This window comes from Streptomyces sp. NPDC046349, assembly GCF_055587885.1.
The window spans coordinates 157,979-177,602 of record NZ_JBVJFK010000014.1 but is presented as its reverse complement, the minus strand read 5'-3'; the positions used below and the strand labels follow the sequence as shown (position 1 = coordinate 177,602).

General features: G+C 72.9%; 16 protein-coding genes. 6 read left to right on the top strand and 10 right to left on the bottom strand.

Annotated features, from left to right (window positions below; genetic code table 11):
• Positions 1–154: 154 nt before the first annotated feature.
• On the top strand, positions 155–1,219 hold the full coding sequence (locus ACZ6JS_RS29875) for an alkene reductase (protein WP_469302505.1): 1,065 nt from the start codon (positions 155–157) through the stop codon (positions 1,217–1,219).
• Here ACZ6JS_RS29875 and ACZ6JS_RS29870 read toward each other — a convergent pair.
• The 3 genes from ACZ6JS_RS29870 to ACZ6JS_RS29860 all read right to left on the bottom strand — a co-directional run bounded on the left by ACZ6JS_RS29870 (position 1,204) and on the right by ACZ6JS_RS29860 (position 4,325).
• Positions 1,204–1,350: a hypothetical protein gene (locus ACZ6JS_RS29870; RefSeq protein WP_469302503.1), complete on the bottom strand. Its 147-nt coding sequence runs from the start codon at positions 1,348–1,350 to the stop codon at positions 1,204–1,206. The two genes, ACZ6JS_RS29875 and ACZ6JS_RS29870, sit on opposite strands and share 16 nt — an antisense overlap.
• A gap of 636 nt (positions 1,351–1,986) precedes the next feature.
• Positions 1,987–2,469 carry a lamin tail domain-containing protein gene (locus ACZ6JS_RS29865; RefSeq protein WP_469302501.1) on the bottom strand — a complete coding sequence of 161 codons (483 nt, stop codon included), beginning with the start codon at positions 2,467–2,469 and terminating at the stop codon, positions 1,987–1,989.
• Positions 2,470–2,792: 323 nt separating this feature from the next.
• Entirely contained in the window at positions 2,793–4,325 is a 1,533-nt protein-coding gene (locus tag ACZ6JS_RS29860) for a cryptochrome/photolyase family protein (protein WP_469302499.1), read from the bottom strand.
• 310 nt (positions 4,326–4,635) lie between these two features.
• Between ACZ6JS_RS29860 and ACZ6JS_RS29855 the strand changes: the two genes are divergently transcribed.
• From ACZ6JS_RS29855 to ACZ6JS_RS29845, 3 genes are read left to right on the top strand one after another with little or no spacing between them, the layout of a single operon-like run.
• Positions 4,636–4,851, top strand: coding sequence for a UBP-type zinc finger domain-containing protein (locus ACZ6JS_RS29855; protein ID WP_469302497.1), 216 nt, complete (start codon positions 4,636–4,638; stop codon positions 4,849–4,851).
• Positions 4,852–4,863: 12 nt separating this feature from the next.
• Entirely contained in the window at positions 4,864–5,361 is a 498-nt protein-coding gene (locus ACZ6JS_RS29850; protein ID WP_469302496.1) for a DUF427 domain-containing protein, read from the top strand.
• Between the two features lie 19 nt (positions 5,362–5,380).
• On the top strand, positions 5,381–6,379 hold the full coding sequence (locus tag ACZ6JS_RS29845) for a MerR family transcriptional regulator (protein WP_469302494.1): 999 nt from the start codon (positions 5,381–5,383) through the stop codon (positions 6,377–6,379).
• 23 nt (positions 6,380–6,402) lie between these two features.
• Here the strand turns inward: ACZ6JS_RS29845 and ACZ6JS_RS29840 are convergent, their stop codons facing one another.
• The 7 genes from ACZ6JS_RS29840 to ACZ6JS_RS29810 form a co-directional block, all read right to left on the bottom strand.
• Positions 6,403–6,981, bottom strand: a complete 579-nt coding sequence (locus ACZ6JS_RS29840) for a fasciclin domain-containing protein (protein WP_469302492.1) — start codon at positions 6,979–6,981, stop codon at positions 6,403–6,405.
• Between the two features lie 26 nt (positions 6,982–7,007).
• The gene (locus ACZ6JS_RS29835) at positions 7,008–7,256 is read right to left on the bottom strand and encodes a DUF6480 family protein (protein WP_469302490.1); all 249 of its coding nucleotides are present in this window, start codon (positions 7,254–7,256) and stop codon (positions 7,008–7,010) included.
• A gap of 105 nt (positions 7,257–7,361) precedes the next feature.
• Positions 7,362–9,875 (bottom strand): acyl-CoA reductase, encoded by a 2,514-nt coding sequence (locus ACZ6JS_RS29830; RefSeq protein WP_469302489.1) that lies wholly within the window; start codon positions 9,873–9,875, stop codon positions 7,362–7,364.
• Position 9,876: 1 nt separating this feature from the next.
• A complete protein-coding gene (locus tag ACZ6JS_RS29825; RefSeq protein WP_469302654.1) occupies positions 9,877–11,028 on the bottom strand; it encodes a LuxE/PaaK family acyltransferase in 1,152 nt (383 codons plus the stop codon).
• 5 nt (positions 11,029–11,033) lie between these two features.
• The gene (locus tag ACZ6JS_RS29820; protein WP_469302487.1) at positions 11,034–12,179 is read right to left on the bottom strand and encodes a GNAT family N-acetyltransferase; all 1,146 of its coding nucleotides are present in this window, start codon (positions 12,177–12,179) and stop codon (positions 11,034–11,036) included.
• Entirely contained in the window at positions 12,176–13,462 is a 1,287-nt protein-coding gene (locus ACZ6JS_RS29815; protein WP_469302485.1) for an MFS transporter, read from the bottom strand. The genes ACZ6JS_RS29820 and ACZ6JS_RS29815 overlap by 4 nt, the downstream gene beginning before the upstream one ends.
• Positions 13,459–14,733: a phenylacetate--CoA ligase family protein gene (locus tag ACZ6JS_RS29810; RefSeq protein WP_469302484.1), complete on the bottom strand. Its 1,275-nt coding sequence runs from the start codon at positions 14,731–14,733 to the stop codon at positions 13,459–13,461. Before ACZ6JS_RS29810 ends, ACZ6JS_RS29815 begins: the two co-directional genes overlap by 4 nt.
• A gap of 838 nt (positions 14,734–15,571) precedes the next feature.
• Here ACZ6JS_RS29810 and ACZ6JS_RS29805 point away from each other — a divergent pair.
• Positions 15,572–18,316, top strand: a complete 2,745-nt coding sequence (locus ACZ6JS_RS29805) for a glycoside hydrolase family 2 protein (protein WP_469302482.1) — start codon at positions 15,572–15,574, stop codon at positions 18,314–18,316.
• A 656-nt stretch (positions 18,317–18,972) separates the two neighbouring features.
• Positions 18,973–19,581 (top strand): barstar family protein, encoded by a 609-nt coding sequence (locus ACZ6JS_RS29800; RefSeq protein ID WP_469302480.1) that lies wholly within the window; start codon positions 18,973–18,975, stop codon positions 19,579–19,581.
• Positions 19,582–19,624 lie beyond the last annotated feature (43 nt).

Genomic DNA, 19,624 nt, shown 5'->3' with positions numbered 1-19,624 from the left:
CGGGCGGTCCGGCGGGCGGGGTTCCGCCCCGGACCGTCGTCCGCTCCGTCGATTTTACCCGCCGGGCACCGTTTATCTTGGTCGGCCAAGTAGTGGGGTGTACGCTGCGTCAAAGCCATTAATTGGCCGACCAACTATCTCTTGTGAGGCAAAGATGACCAGCGCTTTCGACCCCGTCCGCATGGCCGGCAGCACCCTGTCGAACCGGATCGCCCTGGCCCCGATGACCCGCAGCCGGGCAGGCGAGGGCGGTATCGCCACCCCGCTCGTCGCCGAGTACTACACCCAGCGCGCCTCGGCCGGCCTGATCATCAGCGAGGGAGTCCAGCCCTCCGTCGTCGGGCAGGGCTACCCCTTCACCCCCGGTCTGCACAACGCCGAGCAGGTCGCGGCCTGGCGCGGGGTCACCGATTCCGTCCACGCGGCAGGCGGGCGGATCTTCGCCCAGCTGATGCACTCCGGCCGCATCGGCCACCCCTCGCTGCTGCCCGACGGACTCGTCCCGGTGGCCCCCTCGCCGGTCACCCCCGCCGGCCAGTTGTTCACCGGCGAGGGCATGAAGGACTTCGTGACGCCGCACGAGCTGACGGGCGACGAGGTGCGGGCGACCATCGCCGACTACGCCGAGGCCGCCCGCAACGCCATCGCCGCGGGCTTCGACGGAGTGGAGCTGCACGGGGCCAACGGCTACCTGATCCACCAGTTCCTGGCCCCCGGTTCGAACCTGCGCACCGACGAGTGGGGCGGCCCGGCCGAGAACCGCATCCGCTTCGCCGTCGAGGCGGTCAAGGCGGTCGCCGCCGCGATCGGCGCCGAGCGCACCGCCCTGCGCGTCTCGCCGGGCAACCCGTACAACGACATCGCCGAGCCCGATCCGCGGCCCGTCTACGAGGCGCTGGTCAAGGAGATCGACGGGCTCGGGCTGGCCTACCTGCACGTGCTGGAGCACGGCCCCGAGGTGCGGGAGACCACCCTCGCCCTGCGCAAGCAGTTCTCCGGGCTGCTCGTGCTGAACCCGGCCACCGACGGCCCCACCGACCACCGGGCCCTCGCGCTGATCGAGGACGGCACCGCCGACCTCGTCGCCTTCGGAGCCCTCTTCCTGGCCAACCCCGACCTGCCGGACCGCCTGCGCACCGAAGGCCCGTACAACACCCCGGACACTTCCACCTTCTTCGGGGGCGATGCCCGCGGCTACACCGACTATCCGACCCGCTGAGGGGTCCCGCCGCCGAACGGCGCCGGGAGTTCGGCCTCGGTGCGTACGTCGCCGGACGAGCGGTGGGCCGTGTGCAGTGCCGCGTTGTGGTCCGGATCGCGCAGGGCCGCGTCGGCGTCGGCGGCCGTCACCCCGCGCGGCACCGTGGTGACGGGTCCCGGGCCGGGGCTTCGCAGCGGACGTCCGTCGGCGTGCCCGTGATCAGGGCGGTGTCCACACCGCGGTCACCGGCGGCCCCCGGGAGCGCCCAACGGCCCGGAAAGGAGGCGTTGCAGGTGTTCTTCTCCGCTCTCCGCCACCCGGTCCGACGCCCGGGGCCGGGTGCGCCACAGGCGTGAGCGCGCCGGGCCGACGCCGGTGGCCGCGAACCGCTCGCCGACCACCGGTCCGCGGAACTCCGCCCACGCTCCCGAGTGGCGGCTCGTCCGCCGGCACGGCCGGGCCACGGGGCCTCCGGCCGTGCGCAGTGCCGCGGAGATCCGGTCGACGTAGGGCGTGATGCCGCGGGCGTACGGGATCCGCCGCGGCGCAGAAGGCGCCAAGTCGATCACCACCAGCGCGGCGGGTGCCGGATCGACGCTCTCGTGTGAGTGCCTCCTGCCGTGCAGGGTTCCCGCCGGGCGTACTCCCCGGGCTCGACGCCGGTCGGGGAGCGTGGGATCTGCCCGCACCCGTGGGATCTGCCCCCACCCGTCTCCCGTGCCTGCCGGTGACGGCGAGAGGCGGCCCCGCCGCCGTCACCCGGGCAGGCCCTGCTCTGCTGCGCGTCAGCCGCGGTGCTGGTGTCCGCGGCGGCCCCAGGACTCGGTGTCGACGACGTTGCCGCGGTGGTCGCGGAGGGTGGCGGTGTCGCGGTCGTTCCAGACCTGCCGGTTGCGGTCCTGGTAGAGGTCGTGGCGGGTGTCGCGGCCCTGTCCGGTGTGGACCTTGACGGCGGAGCGGCCCTCGAGGCGGAAGTCGGGGAAGCGGTAGCGGTTGCCCTGCTGGTCGGTGAGGGTGTAGCCGCGGAGGTTGACGCTGTGGCGGCCGGTGTTCTTGATCTCGACCCATTCGCGGTTGAGGGCGCGGTTGGAGCGGTCGCCGCGATGGGGGCTGTCGTACTGGACGTCGCCGATGACGAGGGCGGAGTGCCGGGCGCGGTGGTCGCGGCGGTGGTCGTCGGCCGCGGCGGGCAGGGCGGCGGCGCCGAGGAGGGTGCCGGCGGCCAGGAGGGCGGCGAGGGCGCGGCGGGTGGCGAGGGAAGCGGACATGGAGGAGGGACCCCTTCGACTTCAACGGACGGCCCCGACCGGCGACATGCACATCGCACACACGCACGGGTGCGTGCCGGTCTGGCCTGAAACGGTTCCCGGCGTCCGGCCGAGGAGCCACACTCTGGCCCGGGACCGCGACGATTCGCCGCACATAATTCTCGTGTTGCGCAATCCCGACATATCCATAACTCTCCCGTGTGGCAGGCGATTCGGAGAGTAGTGCTCTCCTCACTTTCCGTGAATGGGTCGCTTGCGTTCGACTGTCCGACCGCTCCCGCCCGACTGCTGTCCAACTCCGGTCCGGCGGAGGAGGATTCGCCTCACGGAGCGGTGTCGCCCCGATCGCGTTCCTGTCGGAGCAGCTCTGGCAGGTCCTGCAGCCGGTCGAGGCCCCGAACCGGGCCGGCGGTGCGGGCGCCCCGCTCCAGCAGGGCTCGGTGGCGGTGGAGGAAAGCCCAGTAGCCGGCGGTGTAGGGGCAGGCGTCCTCGCCGCTGCGGGAACCGGGCCGGTAGCGGCACGTCCCGCACAGGTCGCTCATCCGGTCGATGTAGGCACCGCCGGACGTATAGGGCTTCGTCGTCATCCTGCCCCCGTCCGCGTACTGCGACATGCCGACCACGTTCGGCAGCATCACCCAGTCGTAGCCGTCGACGAACGAGCGGTGGAACCAGTCGGTGAGCGCGGCCGGGTCCCAGCCCCGCTGGAGCGCGTAACTGCCCAGGACCATCAGCCGCGGGATGTGATGGGTCCACCCGGTGTCCCTGACCTGGCGCAGCACCGTCGACAGGCAGCGCGCCGACACCGCGTCCGCGTCGAGCGCGACCCACCACGCCGGCAGCGGAGCCGTGTGCCCCAGGACGTTGGACGTCCGGTACCCCTCGCCGAAGTGCCAGTAGAGGTGCCAGACGTACTCCCGCCATCCGGCGATCTGGCGGACGAAGCCCTCGACGGAGTTGAGGGGCGCGGCGCCCGCCCGCCACGCGGCCTCGGCGCGCTCCACGCACTCCGCCGGATCCAGCAGGCCCAGATTGAGGGAGGAGGACAGCAGGCTGTGGCTCAGCACCGGGTCGGCGGCCAGCATGGCGTCCTCGTGGGCGCCGAACCCGGCGAGCCGGTGGTCCACGAAGCGCCGCAGTGCGGCCAGCGCCTCGCGCCGGTCGGCCGGGAAGAGCCGCGGCCCGTCCCGGCCGACGAACGAGACCGCCCCGTCCCGCTCCCAGCGGTCGAGGTCCTTCCGGACGCCGGCGTCGATGTCGTCCTCGCGGGGCCGGTAGGGGGCGGGGGAGCCGAGGGTGCGTGCTGCCCGCGGCGGCGGCTCCCGGTTGGCGTGGTCGAGGTTCCACCGCCCTCCGGCAGGTTCACCCCCGTCCATCAGCAGATCGTGCCGCTTGCGCACATGGCGGTAGAAGTTCTCCAGCCGGAGGCCTCCGCCGGAGTGGCCGGCCGCCCACTGCGCGAATTCCTCGCGGCCGATCAGGAAGCCCCGTGCGGGGAGCACGGTCACATTGCCGAGAGAGTCCACCAGGGCTGCGGCCGCCCGAGAGGTCGGGTGGTACACCGTGACGGGCGAGCTGCCGACGGCTCGTCGCAAGCCCTCGCGGTAGGTGTCGGCCTTGACGTAGACGACGCGGTCCCCCAACTCGGCGGCACGATGGCGCATCGCCGAGAGCACCAGGTGCGCTTTGGCCCGGTGGAACCGCCGTCGCCGGAACACCGCCCGCGATTCGATCATCACCAGTCGGGCGTCGCGGGGGATCCCGCCGCTGCCCGGGGCGGTGAAGGCTGGGCCCAGCTGATCCCCGAAAAGCCAGTGCACGCCGGTCATGTCGCCGACCTTCCTCACGTGGTGCATGCGTTCCCGCTGTCCTTTCCCGATCGTCGGGCGCTTCGGACGCACCCCGCGGGCGGCGCGCCCGAGCCGCATCCGATCGTGCGGCTCGGACCGAAGAGGGGGAGCAGGGGTGTCCGCACGCGGTGGACGCCCTCCGACCGCGGAGCGGAGGCGCTCGATGGCAGGATCCGGGCGGTGGCAGGTCGCGCCCGACGCGGGGCGCCCGGAGGGACGGACGTGCGCGCATCTCGACCTCTTGGACGACGGGAGCGCGGCCCCGGCGCCGGAGTCCGCCGAATGCTCGGGGTGCCTGCCTCGCGGGCTGCCCCGGGTGAGGCTGCGGCAGTGCGTGACCTGCGGGTACATCGGATGCTGCGACAGCTCCCTGGACCGCCACTCCTACGCGCACCACAAGGAGAGCGGGCACCCGGTGGCCGTGTCGCTCGCACCGGACGAGGACTGGGCCTGGTGTTTCCACGACGAGGTCTTCCTGGTCCGGGCCGGGCGGAACACAGGGGCCCCGCCGGCCGGCGGGGCCCGGCACTGACAGGAGGCCGTCATGGGAACGAACGGCGTGGCCGGGGCGGGGACGGAATCGGTGTGGGACTATCCGCGCCCGCCCCGGATCGAGCCCGACACGCGGCGCGTGGTGGTTCGTCACGCCGGCGTGGCGCTGGCCGACTCCCGGCGCTGCCTCCGGGTCCTGGAGACCAGCCATCCGCCGGTGTTCTACATACCGCGCGCCGATGTTCGCATCGAACTCCTCCGGGCCTCGGCGCACCGGAGCGTGTGCGAGTGGAAGGGCACGGCCACCTACTGGCGGTTCGGCCCGGAACTCGGTGATCCGGGCCTGCCCGACATCGCGTGGAGTTACGAGGCCCCGCGGCCCGACTACGCGCCGATCACCGGTCATCTCGCGTTCCACGCCGACCGGGTCGAGGCGTGCACGGTCGACGGAGAGCGGGTCCGTGCCCAGCCGGGCGGGTTCTACGGAGGGTGGATCACGGACGAGATCACAGGCCCCTTCAAGGGCGTGCCCGGGAGCCGGGGCTGGTGACGGGCCCTGAGGTGGTGCCATGGCCGAGAACTCCCCCCGTAGCCCTCGCATGACCACCGGAGCCGTGGCGAGGCGACTCGGCATTTCACCCACCACCCTCAGGTCGTGGGACCGGCGGTACGGCATGGGCCCGGCGGTGCGTGACGGCGGCCGGCACCGGCGCTGGACCGTCGAGGACCTCGCCGTCCTGGAGGACATGTGCCGGCTCACCACCTCGGGAGTGCCCCCGTCCGAGGCTGCCGGTGTGGCGCTGTCCAGGGCGAACCGGTCCCGTGCGGCGGCCACCGGGCCGAACAGTCCCGCCGACGTGCGCCGGACCCGCGGCCAGGCACCGGGCGGCGGACTGCCCCTCGGCGACATCCGGCAGGAGTTCCGGGGCCTGGCCCGCGCAGCGGTACGGCTGGACGGCCCGGCCATGGACGAGCTGCTGGCCGGGCTGGTGCACGGACATGGTCTCGTGGCGGCCTGGGAAGAGGTCATCGCACCGACCCTGCACGCGGTGGGCCGCAAATGGGAGTCCTCCGGCGACCGCTACATCGAGGTGGAACACCTCCTGTCTTGGCATGTCTCCACCCTCCTGCGGCAGGCCGTCGGCAACGCCGCGCCGGGCCCCAGGGACGCACCGCCCGTGCTGATGGCGTGCCTTCCCGGCGAGCAGCACTCCCTGCCGCTCGAAGCGCTCGCGGCCGGCCTCGCCGAGCGCACCCTGCCGATGCGCATGCTGGGCGCCGCGGTACCGGCCGAGGCCCTCGCCGCGTCGGTGCGCAGGACCGGGCCGTCCGCCGTGGTCCTGTGGTCCCAGTCCCGGCACACCGCCGACCGAATCCTCGCCCGCCAGGTCGCCGCCACGGCCTTCGGCCTCCGGGGCGCCCGCACGCATCCGCTGCTGGTACTCGCCGGCCCGGGGTGGGGCAACCGGGCCCCCGGTCCCGGCATGATCCGTCCGACCGGTCTGCGCGAGGCGCTGGACGCCCTGGCCGGCCACTGCGCGGCGGTGGCCGGCCCACTGACCTCCTGACCGGCATCGTGGTGAGCCGTCGTCTACTTCGGCATCAGCACGGTGTCGACGACGTGGACGGTGGCGTTGGACGTGGCGACGTCGCCGCAGACGATCGCGGCCGTGCCGTTGACCTTGTACGAGTCGCCGCTTCCGCTGGTGGTCAGCGTGCTGCCCTCCAGCGTGGTGAACGATCCGTCGGCCAGGTCGGGCTTGTCGACCGTCGAACCCACCACGTGATAGGTGAGGATCTTCGTCAGTGCGGCCTTGTCGGCCAGCACCTTGTCCAGATCCGCCTTGGGGATCTTCGCGAAGGCCTCGTCGGTCGGCGCGAAGAGGGTGATGTCCTTGGCGTTGTTGAGCGTGTCCACGAGCCCGGCCTGCTTCACGGCCGAGACCAGGGTGGACAGGGCGGGGTTGCCCGCCGCCGCCGTGGCCACCGGCTGCCCGGCCATCACGGACGGGCTGCCCGGGCCCTGCTCCGGCAGGGCGGCGCAGCCGGGGCCGAAGGGCTCACCGGCGTTCGCGGCCCACGCCTGCGGGGCCACGGCCGCGAGGGACAGCGGAAGAGCCAGGGCCGCTACGGCCGCGGCCGCGCGGCGGCGCATGTGCGAGATGTTCATGACGTGCTCCTCGAGTTGCCGCGGGCTCACCAGCCAGCGGCACGGGCGACGAAAAAGAAGGCGACCAGGACGGCTCCGACGACGATGACGGCCAGGAACGCCCCCGGGTGCTCCCAGATCCCACCGTCGCTGCGCTCCTGGTGGGCTGAGGCGATGGACCCCTCTGCAGGGGGAGTCTCTCCCGGCGGTACGCGTGGCGAGGACATGAGTCCTCCTCTCGGCCGGTCGTGGTTCGGGACCCGACCGGGCCGCGGCTGTGGATGATCAGAATGCACGGATTCCCGATACCCCACGCTCACCCGCTCCGGTGCAGCCGTGCAACTCGCACTGTTTCTGCATCGAAACGGCCCGCCGCCGGAGCAGCGGGCCGCTCACGGGGGCTACCTGCGGGCGTCGACCACCGCGAGGAGCTTGCCGCTGGTCGGGCTGCGGTCCAGCGACGCGCCGTCGACGGCCTCGACGACCAGGTCCAGCAGCCGCTCCGCGACCGCCGACCGGAGTTCCGGGTATCCGGCGAGGAAGACCTCCCGCAGCCGCTCCGGATCCGTGGCGCCGGGGCGGCGTTCCACCCGTACGGTCAGCCGCTCTCGCGCGTCCGTGACGTCGAGCCGGACCTGCAGCTCGCCGCGGTGGCCGCCGTTCTCCCCCGCCAGGTCCAGGAAGCGGCGGTGGTTGAGGAAGTACGTCGCCACCCGCATCACGTCGCCCGTGCGACCCCGCAGTTCGAAGCGGGGCGCGTGCCGCCCGCACGGACAGCGGCCCGGGACCTCCCGGCCGAGGTCGCCGATCACGTACCGGCCCAGGTGCTGGCCGCGCCGGGCATGCGTGCTGAAGACCAGCCGGCCCGTCTCGCCCGGCGCCACCGGCCGGTCCTCGGCCAGATCCAGGATCTCCATGGTGTGCAGGTCCGCGTGCAGGTGGTGGACGCCGCCGGTGCTCTCGGTGCACTGGTAGCCCAGCGGCCCGAGGTCGGTGCTGCCGTAGGTGATCGAGCGGATCACCTCGATGCCGAAGGTGTCCCGCAGGGTGCGCTGCTGCTCCTGGGTGAAGTGCTCACCGCCGTAGAAGACCTTGCGCAGGCCGCCGTACGCGCGCAGCGCGTCCGCCTCCGCGTGCAGCAGCTGCCACAGGTAGGAGGGCATCCCGAACAGCGTGTCCGCCCCGTGGTCGATGAGCGCCTGCGCCGTCGCCCGGTGGTCGGGGCTCGCCGACAGTGGCAGCTGCACCCCGCCGAGCCGTTCCAGCACGGAGAAGAAGCTGATGAAGCTGCCGTACATGGCGCCGCAGTAGAAGAGATTGGCGGTGCGGTCCCCGACCGGGTCGTAGCCGGCCGCGAGCAGGCCGCGGGCAGCCGCGTGCATCTGGGTGTCGTAGTCGTCGTAGCTGAAGATCGACAGCGCGGGCGCCCCGGTGCTGCCGCCGCTGCGGAAGTACAGCTCCGCATCGGCGCGCCCCACCCGCCGGGCCGGCTCCTGCACGTCCTCCTTGCCCAGCAACGGGCCCGCGGGCGGCGGCAGGACGACGGGCCGGGCCAGGTCGTCCAGGCAGGCGGTGGTGGCGAACAGGGCCGGGTCGGCCTGGACCGCGACGCGGCGGCTGTAGCGCTGGAGGGCGTACACGCCGTCATGGGGCTCGCCCGGGTAGCTCTCCAGCATGGCGCCGACCGGCGTCACACGGGTGACGCCCGCGGCCAGGGCGGTGCGGGAGAGCTCGGCGATGTCGGTCCGGCTGCCCGCGAGGCCCGCGGTCTGCAGGTAGCGGCGCATCGGGCGCAAGGTGGCGATCATCCGCTTGCGCGGCAGCGGCTTGATCCAGACGCTCCGGTGCAGCGGCGAGGCGGTGAGCGGGGACCGGGTGTCGGCCATGACCCGCCACGAGCCGTCCCGCGCGGCGAACACCCGGGTCAGTCCGAGGTGTTCCTCCAGCCGGGCCACCAGCTCCGTGGTGGTCAGCTCGGCCGCCTCGGCCGGGTCCGGCCCGGCCGTCGACGCGGCGCCCACCGCCGGCGGCCGGGCATCCAGCACTGCCGCGAACCGCTCGGCGAAGGCGAACACCTCGCCCTCGTCCTCGGTGTCGAGGTAGACCACCTGGGGGCTGGAGCAGGCCTGCTGCTCGTGCAGGCACACGTCGTCCGCGAGAGCGCCGAGCGTCACCGCATCCGACCAGACGTCACGCGTCAGGTAGGCGAAGGAGATCCGGTGCCCCCACTCCACCAGCCGGCAACCGGCCGGCACGTGGGCTGCCACCCCCTCCACGGCGCCTTCCCCGCCCCACACGGCCACGGCGTCGGCGGGCGCGCACATCAGGCGCAGCCACTCCTGGCGGGACGAGGGGAACCGCAGCACGACGATCCGCGCCGCCAGCGCGCCACTGGGGTCCAGCGCCGCCAGCTCGGCCATCAGGTGCTGTGTCAGCAGGGTGTCGGCGCTGCTGGTCTTCAGGATGTTGACGTTGCCGGCGAGCAGGCCCTCGACGATGCTCAGCGGTGCCACGGTGGCCGCGTTGCCCGGGGCGATGTGGGCGACCAGGCCGACGGGCGCCCACGCCTCGTAGACCGTCTCGCGCGGATCGGCCCGGTTCAGCCGGCCCGGAGCCGTGTCGCCCAGTTCCCGGCGCAGCTTGCGCGTCAGCTCACGCCGGCCGAGGAGAACGCCGAGCTCGGCCAGGACCGCCGGGTCCTCGCCCTCCGGCAGGTGCGCGGCGAGTCGGCCGTGCACGGAGTGGTCCGGGTCGCACAGTGCGGCGGAGAGGGCGTCGCAGGCGGCCAGAACCGTTTCGGTCTCCAGTTCCGCCGCCAGCGCGGCCTCGACGGCGGCCGGCAGCTCGGCGAGGCGGCGCCCCGCCTCCTCGTCGCCGACGAAGGCGCCCTGCCAGTAGTGGTGGTGCACGCTCATGTCACGCCATTCCCTTCATCAGTTCCGCCGCGGCCACGGCGCAGCTCCGGTTGCGGCTCACTCCGGCACGGCCGTGCACGGTGAACCACGGGGTCTCCAGCTCGCACCCGCAGGCCTCGCCGGGCTGCAGGGAGGCGAGGTCGCCCATGACCACGCTCTGCGCCGGCACCGAGGTGATGTACGGCGACACGAGGTGCAAATAGCCCTGCTCCCCGTACGGCAGGGGCTCGAGGTCCCGCGTGGAGCGGATCGTCACCCGGGACCAGACGGGGGCGTGCAGCCGGTGGTGGTCGCACTCGATGTAGGGGATGCAGTGCTCCACCGAGCCGAAGGTGTCCCGGATCCGCTCACCCGGGATGCCGAGCTGCTCGGTGACGCGCGCGTACAGCTCCTCCTTCTCGATGCGGCGGTCGGCGTGGCCCTTCCAGCCGCCGCCGAGGACGACGAGCGAACCCTCGGGCAGCCGCAGTGGCGCCAGCCCCATGGCCCGCATCCGCTCCAGGGTGAAGAAGAGGAAGGCGGGAAAGCCGAGGATGCGGACCGGGGCGTCCTCCCCCTCGAAGCGGCGCAGCGCGGCGATGCAGCCGAAGGGGTCGAACTCGTGGTCGCCGCCGGTGTTGCGCAGCGCGTACTCGACGCTGCGCGCCGGCGCGAAGTCGCACAGGTAGTTGTCGGTGAAGGCGGTGCCCAGGTTCAGCGACGGAGCCGGCTCGTAGCTGTACAGGAGGTAGTTGACCTCCTGGTCCGGGGTGATCCAGCCGTTGCGCTCGAAGATCCGGGCGACCATGCGCTGCGCGGAGCGGATCGTCCAGTGGTCGAAGAACATCTGCGACTTCTGGCCGGTGGTGCCGGAGGACGTCAGGTGCAGCTCGACGTCCTCGCGGGGGATGGAGAGCACCTCGTGGCGCTTGAAGAAGTTCGCGTGGACGAGCGGGGTTCGGTAGGGCGCCCCGGCCGGGGGAGTGGCCTCGTACAGGGAGCGGAAGAACGGGGAGTGTGCGGTGTGCCAGGCGTTGGTCTCCGCCATGGCCGCGGCGAACAGCTCGTCCACGGCGGGCCCGTGGGCGTAGGGGTCGGTCAGGTCGCACAGCTGCTGTACGTGCGGAAGGAGGGCCGGGTCGGGTACGGCGACCGGCGCGAGATGGGGGTTCATGCGGTTCACGGGGCAACCTCGGATGGTGTGGGCAGGTGCGCCGACGCCCAGGCCGACGCGTAGCAGTCCAGGTAGGGCTGGAGGGGCGGTTCGACGGCGACGCCGCGGAAGTCGATCCGCTCGCTGGAGCGGGACAGGACGGCGTAGTCGTGGAAGCCGTCGCCGTCCGCGCGCATCGCCGGGTAGAGGGCCCCCGCGACGAACCCCTGGGCCAGGAAAGCGGAGAGGGCCTCCCGGTGGGCGAGCGGCACCAGCGCCTCCACGTAGCCGGCGCCCGCGCGGGCCAGGGCCCGGGTGACGGGTTCGAGGTGGGCGGCCGCGGCCGCCGGGTCGGGGTGGGCGGTCAGCAGGGAGCAGTACCCGCCGGTGCGGTTGAGGTAGGCGTACACCTCGAACCGGCCGTCCTCGGGCGTGAGCAGCACGTTCGGGGTGTGCAGCGGGTAGAACCAGCCCTCCCCGCCCGGGAACCGCTCGCGGAAGCGGCGGCGTACGAACGCCGGCGCCTCGATCACCTCCAGCCGTTCGACGGCCCCGCCCGGCGCGGGCGTCGGGAGCGCACCCGAGGCGGCGCGCACCTCCGGGTAGTCGATGCCGAGGGCCTCCCCGGTCGTGCGCAGCAACGGCAGCAGCACGGCGGGCACTTCGGTGACGGGCACCCGGCGGTCGAGCACTCCGGGGGAATGACGCGCGTAGAGCGCGAGGCTCTCGCGGCTGCGGAGATCCACCGCGTTGGGCAGGATGCCCAGCGGGCGGAAGCCGTTGCGGGCGACGACCCGCTGCGGACCGGAGCCGACGGTGCGAACGGTCGCGTACACCGAGTCCAGCCGGCCCGTGTCCAGCATCTCGCAGCAGAGCGCCTCGGTCAGGGTGGCGGCCAGACCGGCCGAGCGGTGCTCGGGGTGCACGGCGATGCCCTCCAGCCTGGCGATGCGGCTGCCGGCCTCGCCGTGGATGGCGGCGGACGCGGTCAGGGTTCCGGTGGCGGCGCAGCGGGCGACGAGCCACAGTGAGTGCGGGTCCGCCATGAGCCGGGCCATTTCGGCCGGGTCGGTGCCGAGCGCCACGGGGTAGTGCGGGCCGTAGACCGCGTAGTAGAGCTGGCGCAGCTCGGCGATGTCCGCGCCGGTGGCCGGGGCGATGACGGGGTTCACCGGGTGCCTCCGAGGGCTTCCTGCTCCACCGGGCGCGCGGGGTCGGGCGTACGAGACCCCAGCAGGGCCAGCGCGCCGGCAGCGGGCAGCAGGCCGACGCCCTGAACCAGGCACAGAGTCTGCGGGGAGAACAGATCGCCCGCGGAGCCGAACACCAGGGACGCCACCGGCAGGGAGGCACCCAGGACGGCCTGCATCACGGCGAAGAAGCCGGGCTTGTCGGCGGCGGGTACCAGGCGCTGGAAGAGGGCCACGAAGCGGACGCTGACGGCCCCGGCACACCAGCCGGCCACGGCCAGACAGCCCGCGATGACGAGATGGTGGGCGAACAGCCCGGGCAGCGCCAGGGCGAGGGCCATCAGGCCCAGGCACCAGGCGCCGGCGACCGTGGGCCGGCCCGGCACACGGGTGCCGGTGAAGGCTCCCACGAGGGCGCCCGCGCCGAGCGAGGCCTCCAGCAGGGCGACCGTGCCGCCACCGCCGTGCAGGACCGAACGGGTGTAGAGGGGGATGACCACGAACACGGCTGCGGTGAAGAGGTTCGCGGCGGTGAAGCAGACCAGGATCCGGCGCACATAGGGCAGTTCGCCGAGAATGCGGCGCAGCGGGCGTCGCGCCGGCGGCGCGTCCGAGCCGGCCGCGGACGACGACGGGCTGCGGAAGCGGGCGCTCGCGACGAGGAGGGCGGCGCCGGCGTAGGCGGCCGCGCAGCCCGCGGCGAGTCCGGCCACCCCGGCCGCGTCGACCGCCAGGGCGCCGAGCAGCGCCCCTGCGAGACCCGCGAGGGACTGGGTGGACAGCTCGAAGCCGGTCGCCGTCTCGATGTCTGCGTCGTCGACGAGTTCGGGCACCGAGGTGGTCAGACAGGGGTCGAAGAACGCCTGGCAGGTGGCCAGGGAGAGAGCGGCGGCGTAGACCCCGGCGAGCGGCGGCCCGCCGCCCTGTGCCCACACCGCGAGGCCGCCCGCGACGGCCGCGGCCAGGCCGGCGGCGGTCCGCAGCACCGAACGGTGGGCGAACCCGGCCACCGTCCGGGCCACCGCGGGCGCCAGCACCACGGCGGGCAGCGTGCACAGTGCCATGAACAGGCCGGAGGCCAGACCGCGGGCGCTCTGCACGGCGTAGGCGACGATCCACCAGGACACGCCGACCTGGAACATGCGCACGGCGGCCTGGGTGAGGACCTGGCCCAGCCACACGGCGGCGAAGGCGCGGTTGCGCAGGATCAGCGGCGTGCGGGGGCCCGGGGGAGCGGCCGCGGAGGTGCAGGGGGCGGCGGTCATGCCGTCGGCCTCTCGTCGAGGACCCGGACGAGCTTGCCCGAGCGCGGGTTGACGGCGAGGTCGCGGTGGCGCGCCCATTCCACGGACAGCGGGTGCACGAACCCGGCGCGCACGCTGTCCGGATACAGCGGCCGTACGGTCTCCAGCTCCGCGACGACGGCCCGCGCGAGAACCTCCCGGCGGCCGGTGTCCCGGTCGTCGCCGGGGGCGGTCGCCAGCCGCAGGACGAGCCCGTCGCGGCCCTCCCATCGGCGGACGACGAGCTGCATGCCCACGACCTGTCCTGCGGTGTCGGCCGCTGCCACGGCGTCCTGGGCGTCCTGCGTGTAGAGGGATACGGGCCCGACGCGTACGCCTTCCTCGGCGCGGCCGAGGATCCGGAAGTGCCCCGGTCCAGTGCCGGTCCATTCGGCCCGGTCGCCGGCGGGGTAGCGGATGATCGGCATCAGGCGGCGGAACAGACTCGTGACGACGACCCGGCCGGGCCGGCCCGGTTCGGTGACGGGCTCGTCCGTGGAGTCGTCGAGGATCTCCACGACGGAGTACGGGCTGAAGGCCCGGTGCACCCGCGCGTCAGGGCCGGGCACGGGGCGGCCGAGCAGGCCGGCGTCGACGCTGGCGTAGCCGACGGAGCGGGCTTCGGCGCGGGGGAACGCCGTGGCCAGCAGCCGCCGCTGGTCGTCGAAGAGCGCCTCGCCGCCGAAGAGGAGCAGCTCGACGGAGTCGAGCCGCACGCCTGACGCGACGACCTGTTCGGCGAGGCGGCACAGGGTGGTGGGCGTGCCGGCGAGCACCTGCGCGGCGAGATCGCGCAGCGTGGGGATCGTCGACTCCAGCGGAGCGCCGCCGCCGATGGGCAGGCGGACGTTGTCCACGGGGGCGTGGGCGAGCGAGTCGAGGACGAACAGGAAGCTGGCGTACAGCTCCCCGGCGTAGAAGAGGTCGGCGACGCGGTGTCCCGGGCGCAGCCCCGTGTCCACGAGGCCCTGTCCGAAGGAGGTGACGAAGGTGCGCCACTCGTCCCGGGTGTAGACGGAGAACTTGGGGGATCCGGTGGTACCGCCGGTCTTGTAGACCGTGGCCTCGCTGAGCGGGCCGGTCAGTACCCGGCTGTCGTGCAGGGTGTTGGCCGCCCAGAACGCCCCCTGGTCGACCACCGGAAGGTCGGTGAGCCGGTCTGCGTGCGGCGGGAGGGACCCGTAGAGGTCCCGGTAGAAGGGCGAGTTGTGACGGGCGAAACGTATGAGGTCCGAGAGTTGCTGGGCGGACATGGGCCTTTGCCTAGGTGACGGAAGTGGGACGGGAGCCACGGTGGGGCACGGCGAGAGCAAGACCCGCCTGCCGCATCTACCGGTACGAACGGGGGAGCCCCCCGGCGCCCCCGCCTCCTCGACGCACGCCGAAAGCTGACGTGCAGTCATGATGATGAAACATCAGTGCGCAAGTCACCAAATTGAGCGAAGATTCCAGGCCAATGCGGCAACATTCAACAATTCTTTTGGCGTGGCCTTTTCTCCGGCCACTCGTCCAGCAGCCGCCCGGCGGTGGGGGCGGGGTCGGCCCGTCGGCCACGGTCGGAGCCGACGACCGGCTTTACGAGGGCGGGACCGGTGATGGTGGTGCGGACCGGGCCGGGCCGTTCGACGACCCGCCGCCCGGCGATGGCCGGCCGGTCCGGCAACACCTCGCCGAGTGGGCGGCGCGCCGGAGCGCTCCAACCGGGCCCAGCTCCTCCTTGCCGAGGGTGACGGGTGCGGCGCTGGACGCCCTCGTCGGCGGGCCGGACGTGACGACACGGCGCGGGCGGCGAACGGGCGGCGAGTCCTGCACCGGGGGCCACCCGTCCGTGGCGCTGCCGAGCGGGACGCGGGGCGCGCGGGAAGAGGCGCGGCGCCTCCCGGGCTGTCGCCGCCGCACGCGGCCGGGCCCGTGGCAGACTCGGTCCCCTCCGGCCCGGCCGCCGCGCAGCGGGCCCGGGCCGTACCCCCCGATGAGCTTCTCTCCGACAGCCCCAGCCCCAGCCCCACAGCCCGACACCCCAGCCCCGAGGACCAGCCGCGCCCGCCTTCGGTCGCGCGCGATCCCGGGCCCCGTCCCGCGGGAGGCCCCGTGCTCCGCCGCCTCGCCCACCGCCACCGCCGCGCGAGGACTGTCGCCCTTGCTCTGGCCGGCCTTGCCCTCGTCCTCACGGCGGGCACCACCGGCGCCGCGGCTCCCGCCGCCCGACACGCGGGGACGGCACCCCGCACGGTGGCCGCGGAGACCGCCGTGCCCGCCGCGCCCGGCAGCGCCACCCCGCTCTCCGGCTACGCCGTCCAGTCCACCGCGAAGGTCGCCGACACACCGGAGGCCGTATCCAGCCCCGGTTATCCGACCACCGGCTGGTATCCCACAGGACCCCGTTCCACCGTGCTCGCCGCGCTGCTGGCGGCCGGCGTGTATCCGGACCCCTTCCATTCCACCCAGCAGGAACTGATCCCCGCCGCGGACTTCGCCGTTCCGTGGTGGTACCGGTCCGACTTCACCGTCGCCGACACCACGGCCCGTACCCATCTCGACTTCAGCGGCGTGATCTCCGCCGCCGACGTCTTCGTCAACGGCCGCCGCATCGCCACCACGAGCACCGTCGCCGGCGCGTACACCCGTCACGAGTTCGACATCACGGCCCTCGTCAGGCCGGGCACCAATACGGTCGCCTTCCGGATCCAGCCCAACAATCCGCGCAAGCACCTCACCATGGGCTGGCTGGACTGGCTGCAACCGCCACCGGACGAGAACATGGGCATCGTCCGCGACGTCACCGTCCGCCGCGCTGGCCCCGTCGCCCTGCGTGACGCGCACGTCGTGACCGCACTGGCCATGCCGTCCATGGCCACGGCCGACCTCACCGTCAAGGCCCGGGTGCGCAACGACTCCGACACCACCGTCACCACGACCCTGTCCGGCACCGCGGGCGGGGCGGCCGTCGGCACCAGCGTCACACTCGGCCCCCGCGAGACCAGGGCCGTCGTCCTCACCCCCGCAGAACACCCGGCGCTGCGCCTGCAAGCGCCCCGCGTATGGTGGCCGGCCCACATGGGCAAGCAGCCGATGTACGCCCTCCGCCTCACCGCGACCGTGAACGGATCGCCCTCCGACACCGCCCACCAGGCTTTCGGCATCCGCGACGTACGGGCACCCCTCAACGCGGACGGCGCCCGCCAGTACGAGGTCAACGGCCGCCCCCTCCTCGTCAAGGGCGGCGGCTGGTCCCCCGACGCGTTCCTGCGCTGGGATCCCACCTACGCCGAGGACCGCCTCGAGTACGCCCTCGACCTGGGCCTGAACACCCTCCGCCTGGAAGGCCACATCGAGCCCGACGAGTTCTTCGATCTCGCCGACCGCCACGGGATCCTCACGCTCCCCGGCTGGGAGTGCTGCACCAAATGGGAGGGCGAGTTCAACCGCGCCGGTTCCGGGGAGCGGTGGACCACCGCCGACCACTCCGTCGCCAGGGCCTCGATGGCCGCCGAAGCCGCCCGCCTGCGCCACCACCCCAGCGTGATCTCCTTCCTGATCGGCAGCGACGCCGCCCCGAACGAGCAGATCGAGCGCGGATATCTCGACGCGCTGAAGGCCGCCGACTGGACCGCTCCCGTGATCCCCGCGGCCGCCGACACCGCGTCCCCGATCACCGGCCACTCCGGCATGAAGATGACCGGACCGTACGACTGGGTCCCGCCGGGCTACTGGTACGACAAACGCGAGGGCGGAGCGAGCGGCTTCAACGCGGAGACCAGCGCCGGCCCGGACATTCCCACCCTCGACACGCTCCGCCGCATGATGACCCCGGCCGAACTCGAAACCCTGTGGAAGGAACCGGCCGCCCGCCAGTACCACCGCTCCCCGTCCGCCACCTTCGACACGCTGGAGCTCTACGACGCCGCCCTCAGCGCCCGCTACGGGCCCCCGGCGAGCCTGGAGGACTACGTACGCAAGGCGCAGCTCGCCCAGTACGAGAACGTCCGCGCGCAGTTCGAGGCGTACTCCCGCAATGCCAAGGACCCCGACGATCCGTCGACCGGCGTCATCTACTGGATGTTCAACAGCGGCTGGACCTCGCTCCACTGGCAGCTCGTGGACCGCTACCTCGACCAGGGCGGTGCCTACTTCGGCGCGAAGAAGGCGAACGAGCCCCTGCACGTCCAGTACGGATACGACGACCACGCGGTCACCGTCGTCAACAACCGGACCGCACCCGCCTCCGGGCTGACGGCCCGGGTGACGCTCTTCGCCCCCGACGGCACGCGGAAGTACGACCGCTCGGTGACCGGCCTGAACGTCGCCGGCGGCGGCGCGAGCAGCACCGCGCTGACGCTCCCCGAGTCGGTGCCCGGCCTGCCCGCCACCTACCTCGCCAGGCTGCTCCTCACCGACGCAGCCGGACGCGAGGTCAGCCGCAACGTCTACTGGCTCTCCACGCAGGCCGACGTCCTCGACTACGAGCGCAGCGACTGGTACTACACGCCCACCACCTCCTACGCCGATCTCCGCGGGCTGAACTCCATGGCGCCGACGGCGGTCGCCGCCACGGCCGCGACGACGGCAGACTCCTCGGGCACCTCCACGACGACCGTGACCCTGCGCCACGCGGGACCCGGCGGCACCCCGGCACTGCTCACGGACGTCCACCTCGTGGGGGCGCAGGGATCACCGGTGCTGCCCGTACGGTGGACCGACAACCAGGTCAGCCTCTGGCCGGGGGAGTCGGTCACGCTGACCGCCGTGTACCGGACCGCGGACCTGCGCGGCGCCGCGCCGCGGCTGCGGATCTCCGGCTGGAACACACCGACGGCCACGATCCCGGCGGCCTGACGGCGTTCACACCACCAGCGCCGCAGCCTCCTGCCGGGCTTGGCGCAACCAGGCCGGGCGCGCCTCGTCGGTGGAGCCGGTGACGTTAGGAAGACGGTCCGCCGCACGTCGACGACTCCGCGTACGGCAGGACCACCTCGCCCAGATCCTCTGGAGGGGGTCGCCGAACCGCTCTGCTCACGCTCGGCCGGGGTGTCGGAGGTGTTCAGCACGAGGGCCCGTCCCGTGGATGAGCGAGGTACACCCCGACACGCACGTTCCGTTCCCCCCGGCCCACTTGAGTCGTCGGACACTGTCCACGACCGCCGGCGACCGCCCCTCACATTCCGTCGGCGGCGACGAAGACCGGCGTGAGGCCGTCGCCGATCGATGCACGACCCGCCCTGGCCGGCGGCAGCGGGCAGATCCCCGTGCGTCGTAGGATCAACGCTCTCCCGGGGGGTGCGATGCGAACATCAGGGTGGTGTGGCGACGGGCAGAAGTACGCGCTGACCTCGGACGAGGACGACAGCGACTTCTGGGGCTTCGCTCACGAGGCGGAGGGGTTGTTCACTCCGCTGCCGGATAGGGAGGGCGCACGCCGAGTGCACCTTGCAGGTTGCCTCCCGCGGGGTCGTCTACCGAGGTGCGCCGATCATGTCGGCAGTCGTCGCGCCGTGGCAGGAAACGCCTGGTTCGAGCTCCTTGATCGTGACGGCGTCACGATGGGGTCCTACTTCGTCAACGAGGTCACCGTCCTCGACGTCAAGCCCTCCGCCCGCGGCGCCGGCCTCGTCGACCTCACGGTGACGCTCTGGTGCGAGAACGCCCTGCCCGGCGCGGAACGACTGTGGGAGCTGGTCCGCACCGGTCGCCTGAACCACACCGGAATGTGGCACGGACCTGCACCTGCGGACCGATACGCATGGCTGTCGGTGGCCCTGTTGTCCCAGGAGTACCAACGACAGGGGAAGCCCGATGCGCCTGCAGGTCAGGTGTTCACCTTGGACGGTCGGCACGTCGTGGACAGGGACGCCTTCTACTGTGCGATCGGTGAGGCCATCAACGGGCCCGGGGGATACTTCGGCTGGAACTTGGACGCTCTGGACGATTGCCTGCGAGGCGGCTGGGGCGCCACCACTCCGTTCACCTTGCACTGGCACTTCTCGGAGGAGGCTCGAACGCGGTTGGCAGAGCGGGTGCCCGCCGGCGATGGCGAGCCTGTGCTGTTCGACCTGCTCCTGGAGATCTTCGAGGCACGGGGTGTGAGCGTCATCCTTCGGTGACAGCTCGTATTTCGAGGCCTCGGTTCGGGGAATGTCCTTCGGA